Below are 11,907 nucleotides of genomic sequence, written 5' to 3'. Positions count from 1 at the left end.
CCGCATCCACGGCACGAATACAGCCTCAACTGCGCCACGCCGCCTCGCCGTAGCGCCAGCCGCGCCGCGGCTGCTCCCGCACCAGGTGGTCGAGGTCGCGATGATTTGTGATCCGCATTCCGGCATCGTCCCATGCGATGTCCCGCTGGCTCCGCTGGGCGATGACTCCGAGCAAAGAGACCTCAGTCAGGCGCGCGGAATAGTCGAAGTTCGAACCGGGTGCCGGGCCTTCCCCTTTGATGGCGCGCAACCATTCCTGGAATGGTCCGCCTTTCACTCGCGGGATCGTCTTGGCCGGAAGATTGCGCCGAAACTCATCCCACTCCGCCGGCGGCAGCAGCAATGTCGGACTGTCGGGCCGGGCGCCCGTCATCAGTGTGCGCCGGTTTCCGACCATGATCATGCCGCCGTTCGGCCAGGGCTTGCTGCGATCCCAATCGAGCGGCATCGGCGGCTTCTGGCCGCCATCATACCAGTGCAGCGTCACGGGCGGCTGTTCTCCGCGCGCAGGAAATTCGAATTTCAGATGCGAGGTGCGATGGCTGAAACCGGGCGCGATCGGCTCGAGGTTCACCACCGATATGCGTGTCGGCATACCGAGGCCGAGGGCCCAGAACGGGGCGTCAAGCGTGTGGCAGGCCCAGTCCCCCAGAATGCTCGTCCCGAAATCCCACCAACTGCGCCAGAACAGCGGCGCGTATTCCGCCGTGAACGGACGCTTCCGCGCCGGTCCGAGCCACAGCTCCCAGTCGAGCGTCGCCGGCACGGGGATGTTCGCTGGCGGAAACTGCGGCGGAATTCTGAAATACTTCGCGTCCGCGAAACCCGGGCCGCTGAGCCAAGCGTGGACCTCGCGCACCTCGCCGAGCACGCCGGCGTCATACCATTCCTTGATCAGGCGGATCCCTTCGCCGGCGTGACCTTGATTGCCCATCTGCGTCACGACCTTGAAGCGATGCGCGGCCCGCTGCAGCGTGCGCGCCTGCCAGATGTCGTGCGTGAGCGGCTTCTGCACATAGACGTGCTTGCCCATCTCCATCGCAACGTAGGCCGCGGCGAAATGCGTGTGGTCCGGCGTCGACACCACGACAGCGTCGATCTGCCGTCCCAGCTTTTCCAGCATCACCCGGAAGTCGCGAAACCGGGGAACGTCCGGATACTTCGCGTAGTTCGCCGCGGCGCGAGCGTCGTCCACATCGCAAAACGCCACGTAGTTCTCGCCCTCGCAGCCGGAGAGCGCCGAGCCGCCGATGCCGCCCACACCGACGAAGGCGACATTGACGCGGCGGCTCGGCGGCGGCCCAGCCTGCGCAATGCTCACGCGCGGCAGACTGAAATAGGCCGCGGCGGCGAGGCTCGTCTTGAGAAACGCGCGACGATTCAACGTGAATTCGGTCATGGGAATCAGGGGTTGGACAACGACAGTTGGGCGCGAACGAAATCCGCGCACTGGTGAACCTCGTCGAAATTGTTGCCGGGGTTCGCCTCGTATTCGATGACGATCCAGCCGGCGAATTTCTGTGCGCGCAACTCCCGGAAAATTCCCCGAAGATCGAGCACGCCCGTGCCGTAAACCTGGTCCGGCGTGCGATGCCCGATGGCGGCGCGATCCTTCAAATGCACCGATTTGATCCGGCCCGCGAGCAGGCGGATCGCTTCGAGCGGAACGACGTTCGATGACGCGTAATGCCCGGTATCCGCGCAGACTCCGATGCGCGAATCGCGGCCTTCGAGCAGCGCGCGCATGAAATGCGGATCCGAATTGCGATAAGCCGGCTTCTGCGGATTCGCGGGATGGTTGTGAAAGGCCACGGTGAGATCGTAGTCGCCGACGATCTTCTCAATCGTGTCGATCGCGTCGACGGAGTCGGTGCCGATATTGCGCGCGCCAAGTCGTTTCGCGGCGGCGAAAAATGTCCGTGCTTTAGCCTCGTCCTTCGACACCGCGCCCATGCAACTCACGATCTTCACGCCGTGACGGTCGAGATGGGTCTGCAGCGTTTTCAACTGGGCGTCGGACAATTCGTAAACGCGCGTGGGATCCTCGGGACTGAGTGGGAGATTCGTGAACGTCTCGATATTCCGGATGCCGCACTGCGCGGCCTTTTCGATCGCGCCGAACAGCGTTTCCTTGCGGAACGTGTAGGCGGAACAGACGAGTTCCGGACGGGCGGATTCCGCAGCCAGCACGCCGCTGGCGAAGAGGCCGAGAGTGAAGAGCAATCGGGCGTTCAGGTTCATGGGAGCAGGACTTCGAGAATACGCTGGGCGTAGATGCGATGGAGGAAATCGTTCGGGTGGTTGGCGCCATTGCCCGAGAGGTCGAGGTAGTTTTTTCGCTCGAGCAGGGCCAACTCAGTGGAAGTCAGATCGACGAAGGCGACCCCCGGCCGGGAAATTCGCAGCGCCTCGTCGCGGATGAATTTCACGGGATCCAGACCGGTCGGCTGCCGCGGATTGTTCAACATGGGCGTGATCACGACGAACTCCGTTGCCGGCGAACGCGCACGCACGGCATCGATGATTTTTTCGAGATTCTCACGGTGCGCCGCACGGCGCTGCTCGCTGCGATCGTTCATGCCATAGGCAAGCAGCACCAAGTCCGGTTTGAACCAGGCGACCTGCGAATCGACCTGCGTGGTCGCATGCGCCGAGGTGCCGCCGGCGCGGGCATGATTCATGAACGTGATCGGAGCGCCGTAAACGCTTCGCAACCGCCGCATCACGAGATCGCCGTAACCGGGTTGATAAGGCCACACGCCGGCGCGCCCCGACGAGTCGAATCCCTCCGAGATGCTGTCGCCGAAGAGCACGACCGTGAGCGGCTGTTTCGACTCGAGACGTTTCCTGGTGCGCGGCAGATCGGCGATCGATGAGCGGGCCGCCGGCCAGGCCCAGTCCCGCGCCGCCGGCTCATAGCTCACCTCGATCTGGCGTTCGTGATACCAGGACCCGCTCACCAGCTTCACCGCGTTGCGGATCATTTTGACGGAACCGTCCTTCTCCTTCCGCGGCGTGAGAAAGAATTCAGACTCCAGCTGCACCGGCGCGTGGGAACCGACCGGCAGGAACACCCGACCGTCGCGCAGCACCCAATCCCTACCCTCGCGCAAGCGTTCGGCGGTGCCAAGCGCGATGACTTCGGTGACGTGCTTTACCGGATACAACAGCTTGAGCTCGACCTCCCGCGAGCGATCGTCGGTCAGCGGCAGGCACGACTCGCGATACACTTCGTTCCCTCGCAAAATCGAGTCCGTGCGCCTCTCCGCATCGTCGGTCCAGTTGGCGGACGACGCGATCTCCAGGACGGGCAGTTCCTTGGGCAGAGCGTAAACTTCGCCGGGCACCGGTTTCCCCGTGAGTCGAATCGCGAGGCGCAATCTCCGTTCGGAGGCGCGCCGCGCCAGAACGGAGTTCACCGCCGAGGTCACATCCAGCGGATAGTTCGCCTGGCTGCCGCCGGGCTTCAGATGACTGCTGCCTGCCAGTTCCTCACGTCCAGAAGCGTCCACCGCCAGCACATGAATCGCACCCCGCTCCACGCTCGCGGCCTGCCCCGGCCGTTTCACGGGCGATCGTTCGAGATTCAACATGAGCCTTGCCCACGGCGTCTTCGTTTCCGCCACCGTCGAAAGATCGAAGTCGACGATCGCCGCCGCCCCGCCCGCGGGTTCGTTCGTCAACACGGTTCGCTCCGTCGCGACAAGGCCCGGCACGTCACCCTGCTGCGTAATCTGCTCCGGGGCGACGACCCGGAGCGACGATGACGCTTGGGCGGCGGACGTCAGCTTCACGATCCCCGCCTCCGAAGTAATCCGGCCGGTCGACGTCTCGGCTTCCACGACGAACCGGAAATCAGTCGCGGCGTCGTCAACCGCCACCGTGAACTCAAATGGAAAACGGTCGCATGCCACGTCGATGCGATCAGCGCCCGCGTGTGCTCGCAGCGTGGCGGATCGAACCTGCTGCGGACCGGCCTTCAGCCAGACATGCACGCTCGTGAGTCCCCGGCCGAACCGCAGCGCCGTGGCGGTCACGTCGCCGAAGGCCGATTTCGCCACCACGGAGCTGCCCGGGGGAAGCGGAGCGGAGTCGGGATCGAGTGCGGCCTCCTGAATTTCAGTCGCGATCTCCACATCGGGGACCATGAGCGCCACGATTCCTTTCGGCGCCACCGTGATTGTCGCGCGGCCGTCCTGCAGCTCGATCGTTCCCGCCTCCCGGCCGTCCTGCCAGACTTTCGCACGCCTGCCTCCGGCGGCGCGAACACGCGCCGGATTCACGAGGAAATCAGTCGTGATTGTGCGGCCGGACTGGTTCGCGAACGCGAGGTAGAGCTTCCCGTTTCCGCGGGCGGCGAGGTAGTTGAGCTGCGACGATCCCACCGTCAGCAGCCCTTTGGGCAGCCAGAGATAAACGCCGTCATCTCCGAAGAAATGTCCCGGATGCGCGCCATAAAGCCGGTTGCGAAAATAGGCGCCGGTGTCGGTAAAATCGCCTTCGAAATCGATGCGCCCCTCGGAGCGCGCGGCGAAATCTGCGACGAGGTAGTCGACGAGGAATGCCGTCATCGGCAGCGGATGATTGTAGTGGGCCGAGGTGAACTTCTTGATTTCTTCGAACGGGCGGAGCGGGTATCCGGCTTTTTGATGCACCGTCGTGTAACCGTTGCGATAGGCGTAGCTCGGATAGTTGGCGTAACGTCCGACCACGGCGTTGCGGGCGATGTCGGTGAACAGCGGCTCGCGCGCCTCGGCGCCGAGCCGCACTAGATAGGCGGCATAACTCGTCATGAAGACGCCGCGATGGCTGTGCGCGGTCCCCGCGCACTCGGCGGCAAGTCCGTTGGCGGAAACCTGCCAGGCGGGGACGGTCTCCTCCGGCACCGGCTGGCCATTATAAACGCCGTTGGGATTCGCAGTGAAGCTGCCCGCAGGAATCACGGGCACCAGATACGTGTAGGCGGTGAACGCCCGCAGCGCCGCGGCGGAGGCATCGAGAAAACGTTTCTCCCCGCTCTCGCGGTAAAGCTCGTAAAGGAGGTCGTAACCCGGCGCGAGCTCGGTCCAGAAGGAGGAACGCACGTCGCCGAAATCAGCCGCCGGACGGGCGATCCGCGCCGCCACATAGCGGTCGCCCGCGGCCACGGCCCGTTCCAGATACTCTCGATCCTTCGTTACGCGATACCACGCGAGATACAGCGCGAGGCCGTCGCGGTCGGTGAGGATCGGCGTCGCCGCGGAGATCGGCCGTTGCATCGCCGGCGCGAGCTTCTCGCGCAACACCGTCGTGCGACCGCCGGTCAGGCGGTAGGAAGCGGCCATGTCCACGGGGTAGTTCACGAACCCTCCCATGAAATCGGCCGCGTCGAACTTCGTGGTGTTGCTTTTCCGCGACAGCGCATACTCCAGCGTCGGCCGGGCGCGGCGTTCCAGGATCTCCGCCCGGTCAAACACCAGCGCCAGCGAGATGGCGTCGGCGGCCGATTGTTGGCGACCGGTGCCCGGCCCTCCGTCGTTCTGGTAACCCCACGTCTTGTAACGGGGATACCAATACGCGAACTCGTCCCGGAGAAAATAGTCGGTCATGTTTTCGATCGTCGTGTTCAGCGAGACCTCCAGGTTTTCGCGAACGTCGCCGAAGCGATAAAGCGAGCGCGCCAGATGTTCATAGGCGTCGAACCAGGAGCCTTGTCTGACCACCAGCCGGAGCCGGAACGTGTAATTCTCCCCGGCCGCCCGGATTGACTCGGGACCGCCCAAAATCGGGGCGAAGAGCATCGGTTGCGCCTCACCCGCCGCGTTTCGCACCAGCACGCCAAAACGAGAATCGGAAATCGTCGGCATCCGATAGGGCATTTCGGCTGCGTCTGCCCCGACGCCCACGGCCGCACCGTCGAATCCGGCCATGACAAACGGAATCGGACACTGGAACTCCTTCGTCAGATAGGAACGATTCGGAAATCGGCGCTCCTGCCACACCAGCGGCTGCCAGATCCAGTCCGCGTCGCGCATCGCGCGCGCCGGCGCCCCGGCGTAGCCGACCGAAAACTGGCCGGCCTCCTTCGGCTTCAGTTCGAAACTCAAAGCCGGCGCCGTGCCGTCGTCGGGCAACCGCACTTCCGCGCGCAGCGCATAACCGGGCTGCTCCGGGAAATCCCAGACGATGCGATCGCCCTCCTGCCGCGCCGCGTTCGCATGCAGGCGGGTGCGCGGCCGGGCGGCGACAAGGTAATCCGTTTCCTTCTCCCACGAGGGAACGACGTAGTTCGTATTTCCGACCGAACCTTCGTCGAGATACTTCCCGCCTTTCGGGTCCATTCTCGTCTGCTGCCCTTTCCGCTGATGAACAACCACGAACTCGGGGGCAAAAACAGCACGCGCCCCGCTCCGTTTCTCCGTCAACACCAGCGCTCCATCGGCACGCGAATCGGCTCGGTAACTTTCATTTTCCAACGTCGCCGCGTTTCCAATGCTGGCGCCGGCGACGGGCCCCGCCTGCATCTCCGCCGGCGGTTCGCTGGTGGCTTCCTCCGGCAACGGCGCCGGCCGCCCCCACTCCACGGCTACGGCCACGCCGCGCTCCCAGTTGGCCGCTTCGACCAAAATTTCATAAGGCCGCCCCTGCCTCATCGGGACGTGAACCGTCGCGGGAGCGGCTCTCGCCTCCGTTTCTGCGAGCAGTTTTCCGTCGATGCGCAGCGCGATCGGCCCGCTCACGCGCACCGGGAAAACGCCTGAGACCGCCGGCGTGAGCGTGCCGGTCCAGCGCGCGGACAGCCTCGGAGCCGCCAGCCCGGCGGGGGCGTCGGCTTCGCTGCCAACATATGTCTCCAATCGCGTCGTCGACGGCGCTCCGGCGAGCACCGCGTTGTCGTAATACGCGGTATTGAACGCGCGATCCCCGTCGCGGGCGTTGATCTCGCCCAGCGATCCCACGCCAAGTGGGGAGAAGTCGGCGGCGAGCGCGAGGGCCGGCGTGAGCAGGAGAACGAGGTGACGAAACAGGGCAGTCATGGAGAGGATTCGACGGGCATCACCACATAGTCCGCGTCTGGCCCGGCCGTGAAGCGCGCGAGATGGGTGCCTTGATCCGGATGCGACCGCGCGACCGTTCGGCCGGAAATCGAAACAGAAAATGCCGCGGGCGCGCGCAGCGCCACGGGTGCCACGGTGTCGGCGCGAAGCGTGGCCGCGGCGAGGTGACCATCCGACCAGCGAGCCCCCACGATGAAACCGCCCCGCGCGCGCCAGCCGGAAAACTGTCCGTCCGGCCACACCGCCGGCAACGCGGGCAGCAGCTCGATGGCGTCCGCATGACTTTGCAACAGCATCTCGGCCAGCGCCGCGGCGCCGCCGAAATTGCCGTCGATCTGAAACACGTTTTCCCGGTCCTTGCGCGGATGCGTGTTCATCAGATTCGGGAACACGCATCGCGCGAGCAGCGAGTGAAAGGCATCGTGCGCTTGCGCAGGTTTTCCCAGACGGGCCCACAGACCCGCGTTCCAGGCCAGGCTCCAGCCGGTGTTGCTGCTGTCGCTCAGATTGACCGCGCTCGTCGCGCCCCCGCCTGAAACGCGAAACGCCAGCGAACGGACTGCCGCGGCCGCGAGTTCCGGGGTGCTCCGCGGCGTGATTCCCGCTCCGGGATAAACGGCGTAAAGATGCGACATGTGCCGGTGCCCCGGCTCCCGCTCGGGGAACGCCTGCGACCATTCGAGCAGACGTCCGTCCGCCCCGATTTGCGATTCCGCCAACCGGGAGCGCGCCTCGGCCACTTCCGTCACAAACGCATCCCGGAGGCCAAGTTCGCGCGCCGCCGCGAGACAATTGTCGAACAGCTCGGCGATGATCTGCTGGTCCATGGCCGGACCCATATCGAGATTTCCACTACGGACATCGTCGAGCCGGTAGGAGTTTTCCGGCGAAATCGAGGGACCGCTGACCAGCCGGCCGGAACGCGGATCGACCACCAGCCAGTCGAGGAAAAATTCCGCCGCTTCCTTCATTGCCGGATAGCCCCGCTCGCGCAGAAACGCCTGGTCGCCCGTGAATCGATAATGCTCCCAGAGGTGCTGGCACAGCCACGCCGCGCCCACCGGCCAGACCGTCAACCCCTTCACCGGGCTGGTGAACGACCAGAGATTGGTGCGATGCGCCGCGACAAATCCACGCGCGCCATAAACCTCGCGCGCCGTGCGACGTCCATTGACGCGCAACCGGTCGATCAGATCGAACAACGGCGTGTGCAGTTCACCGAGGGCTGATACTTCCGCGAGCCAGTAGTTCATCTGGGCGTTGATGTCGAAATGCCACCCGCAGAACCACGGAGGATTGGGATCGTCGTTCCACAATCCCTGCAGGTTGGCCGGCAGCCCACCGGGTCGGGAGGAGGCGATGAACAGGTAACGTCCGAAATGGAAGAAAAGCGCTGCCAACCCTGGATCGTTCGCACCCGCACGCACCCGCGCCACTCGTTCGTCCGTGGGCAGCCTGTCCTCTGCAGGATCGCCGAGCGTCAGTCTCGCCCGCGCAAAGTATCGCGCGTGATCTTCGCGATGGCGGCGCTGGAGCATCACGTCGTCCCACCGGCTCGTTTCTTCCAGCTGCCGGATGCATGCCGCGGCGGGTTCGGCTCCGCCGAAATCCGCCGCCGCCGCGAGACGCAGCGTCACCGCATCGGCTTCCTGCACGTGCAACGTCGCATCCTTCGTGGTCATCCGTCCGGCTTGCAGACGTGCTTGCAACTGCGCGGCGAACCGCACGCCCGCCGTCGGCAATCCCGCATCCGCCTGACCCGCCAAGGAAAGGCCGGTGGAGGTCGCCGTGGTTGTCGCCCCACCGACATCCCGCGTCAAACGGGCGTGGAAGGAAATCGCCCCCGGCGTGTTTGCCGTCAGCCGCACCACGACAATCTGGTCGGGGGCGCTGGCGAACACCTCGCGAACGTAATCTGTGTTACCCGAACGAAAGGTGATCCGCACCACGCCGCTAGCCAGATCGAGCTCTCGCCGGTAGTTGGTCACCGGCCCGGGCAATTCGAAATCGAGCCGGAGATCGGCGAGCGGCTGATAGGCGCCCGGCGGACGATCGCCGAGAAACTCGCGGTTGACGAGCGCCTCGGCCTCCTTGACCCGTCCCGAGAAGAGCAGCCCGCGAATCTCCGGCAAAAATCGCCACGCGCCCACCCGGTCGTAGTCGCCCGGCCCGCCGGACCAGACAGAACTTTCGTTGAGCTGCAGCCGCTCGTTTTCCACTCCGCCAAAAACCATCGCGCCGAGCCGGCCGTTTCCGACGGGCAGTGCTTCGCTCCAGGTTGAAGCTGGCTGCCGATACCACAGCCGGTCGCCGGCTTCTGCCGCGAGCGGCAGGATGGCCAGGCCCAGTGCCCACGCAGCCGGAAATCGCACGGACCGCAGGCTCATGGCGTGGTCTCCAGGACGTAACGGCTGCCGGCGATCGCGTCGAACGTCAGCATGTGGCCTCCGCCACCGTCGGGCTGACTGCGAAGCGTCCCCAGACGAAACGGTTGCGCCGCTCGCACCGTGCAGGAGCCGTTGTTTGCGGCGGTGATTGCCGCCTCGTGCAGCAATCCGTCATTCCACGACTGATCCACCGTGAAGCCGCCGCGGGCGCGCAGGCCGGTGACGCTGCCTTTCCGCCAGGCGCCGGGCAAGGCGGGCAGCAGTTCGATCGCTCCCGCGTGGCTCTGCAACAGCATCTCCGCAAGGGCGGCGGTGGTGCCGAAGTTGCCGTCGATCTGAAAGCAGGCGGTGTTGCCGCCAAGCCGCGGATGCGAATCCATCAGGTTCGGCCACGTCGTGCGCTCGAGTTGCAGCCGGAGCTGTTCGTGCGCCAGCGCCTTGTCCCCGAGTCGCGCGGCCAGCGCAATGCTCCATGCGCGGCTCCAGCCCGTCCATCCGCTGTAGTGATCGAGCCGGCGCCGCAGAGCCTTGCCCGCGGCCTCGGCCAGCTCTGGCGTTCCTCTGGGCGTAAACTCCGCGCCGGGATAAAGCGGATAGAGATGCGAGAGGTGCCGATGACCGGGCTCGGTCTCGCCATAGTCGGCGCGCCACTCCTGCAACCGGCCGTCGGACGCGATCGCATACGGCGCCATCGCCGTGAGGCGCGCGCCAACCTCGGCGCGCAACTCCGGATCGACGTCGAGGATCTCCGCAGCGCGCAGGTAGTGCGTAAACACCTCGCGAGCGATCGCCATGCTCATGGTCACACCGACGTCGACATGCACAGGCTGGCCGTCGTCAGGACCAACAAAACGATTTTCCGGCGAATAGGTGGGCCCCGTCAGCCACCGGCCGCTCGCCGGATCGCGCACCATCGTGTCGAGATAGAAAAGGGCGCAGTCCTTGAGAAACGGATACGCCCGCCGAAGCAGGAAGTCACGATCTCCGCTGAACGCGTAGTGCTCCCAGTAATGCTGCGCGACCCAGCCGGCGAAATCGGGCCAGTAACCCGACGCCGTCTTCGGGCCGTAGTTGCTCATCGAATGCAGCACCAGGCCGCGCGCGCCGTAGGAAAGACGCGCCGTCTCGCGGGCGGCAGGCAGGAAGCTGTCGATCAGGTCGAACAGCGCGGTGTGGCACTCCGCGAGGTTGGTCGTCTCCGCCGGCCAGTAATTCATCTCAACGTTGATGTCCGACGTGTGTTGCCCAAACCACGGCGGCAACAGGCTGTCGTTCCACAGCCCCTGCAACGGCGGCGGTAACGTGCCAGGCCGCGAGGACGCGATCATGAGGTAGCGACCGAACTGGAAATACAGCGCGAACAAGTCGGGATCGCGATCGGTCTGCTGATCGACGCGGTTGTCCTGCACGCCCCACATCTGTGCCATGATGCGACGATTCGTGGGCAGTGTCGCCGCTCGCGTCCGCCCCAGATCGAGGCTTACCCGCCGGAAAAGCGATTGATGATCGGTCACGTGGGCGGTCTTCAAAGCCTCGAACGGCTGCGATGCCACCGCGGCGAGGTCGCGCACGGCCGACGTGGCGGGATCGTTGCCCCGGAAGTCGGTGCCGACGGACATGAGGATCGTAACCGCGTCCGCTCCTGAGACGCGAAAACCTTCCGCCGTGGCGGTCACAGTCCCTCCCTGATTCCGGACCAGAAAGCGGGCGTCGAATCGAGTTCCCTCAGGATGCGCCCGGCCCTGCCAGCTGAAGCGATTGTCGCCGAGCGCGTGCCAGAGCGGCCGCGGCGGTGTGGTCACACTCGCCACCTTCGGGCCAAGCTCGGCATCGTAGCGATACATGTCCGCCTCCACGTCGCGTCGGTAGTCCATCGACGCCTCGAAGTTGATCGCTCCCGGCCGATCGGCCGTGAGTTGGATCACTAGCACTTGCGCGGGATGGCTCGCGAAAACCTGCCGGGTGTAGTTTACGCCGCCGGCGGTGTAGGTCGTGGTGGCTACGGCGGTATCGAGGTCGAGACTCCGACGGTAATGCTGCTCACGCGCGCCGCCATGATCGAAGTGCAGGAACAGGTCGCCCAGCGGTTGTGCTACATGGCGGTTGCCGGAGGTGCCGGGTATGGGCTTGGCCGCTGGCAGCGCCAGCCCGGCGAGATCCTCCGGGGAAAGCTTGAACTCCTCAGACTTCCGGAACTCGCCCCGGAGAATCAGCTCCTGCCGGCGTCGGCGGGTTTCCGCGAACGCCGGGTTGGTCATGGCAGGCCGGGGCGTTCCAGACCAAATCGTTTCCTCGTTGAGTTGAATGTGTTCGCGAATGGCTCCGCCGAAAACCATGGCCCCCATCCGTCCATTGCCCACCGGCAAAGCCTCCTCCCAATAAACCGCCGGGCGGTCATACCACATCACGAGCGGCGATGACTCCGCCTGAAGCGAACCGGCAAACGCTATAAAAACCGATACAATATATATGGGGGTCTTCAT

Annotated in this window: 5 protein-coding genes; all 5 read right to left on the bottom strand. The window is 65.0% G+C overall.

All coding sequences use genetic code 11. The features are described from left to right. Window positions 1-25: 25 nt before the first annotated feature. From AC6RV7_RS18715 to AC6RV7_RS18695, 5 genes are read right to left on the bottom strand one after another with little or no spacing between them, the layout of a single operon-like run. Entirely contained in the window at window positions 26-1,399 is a 1,374-nt protein-coding gene (locus AC6RV7_RS18715; protein ID WP_500095719.1) for a Gfo/Idh/MocA family protein, read from the bottom strand. A 5-nt stretch (window positions 1,400-1,404) separates the two neighbouring features. Next, on the bottom strand, window positions 1,405-2,241 hold the full coding sequence (locus tag AC6RV7_RS18710) for a sugar phosphate isomerase/epimerase family protein (protein WP_500095718.1): 837 nt from the start codon (window positions 2,239-2,241) through the stop codon (window positions 1,405-1,407). Next, the gene (locus AC6RV7_RS18705; protein ID WP_500095717.1) at window positions 2,238-7,016 is read right to left on the bottom strand and encodes a GDSL-type esterase/lipase family protein; all 4,779 of its coding nucleotides are present in this window, start codon (window positions 7,014-7,016) and stop codon (window positions 2,238-2,240) included. Before AC6RV7_RS18705 ends, AC6RV7_RS18710 begins: the two co-directional genes overlap by 4 nt. Continuing rightward, the gene (locus AC6RV7_RS18700; protein ID WP_500095716.1) at window positions 7,013-9,424 is read right to left on the bottom strand and encodes a glycoside hydrolase family 95 protein; all 2,412 of its coding nucleotides are present in this window, start codon (window positions 9,422-9,424) and stop codon (window positions 7,013-7,015) included. Before AC6RV7_RS18700 ends, AC6RV7_RS18705 begins: the two co-directional genes overlap by 4 nt. Further along, on the bottom strand, window positions 9,421-11,907 hold the full coding sequence (locus tag AC6RV7_RS18695; protein WP_500095715.1) for a glycoside hydrolase family 95 protein: 2,487 nt from the start codon (window positions 11,905-11,907) through the stop codon (window positions 9,421-9,423). Before AC6RV7_RS18695 ends, AC6RV7_RS18700 begins: the two co-directional genes overlap by 4 nt.

It is taken from the genome of Opitutus sp. sgz309028, assembly GCF_059821195.1.
This window is presented reverse-complemented; position numbering and strand designations above follow the sequence as displayed.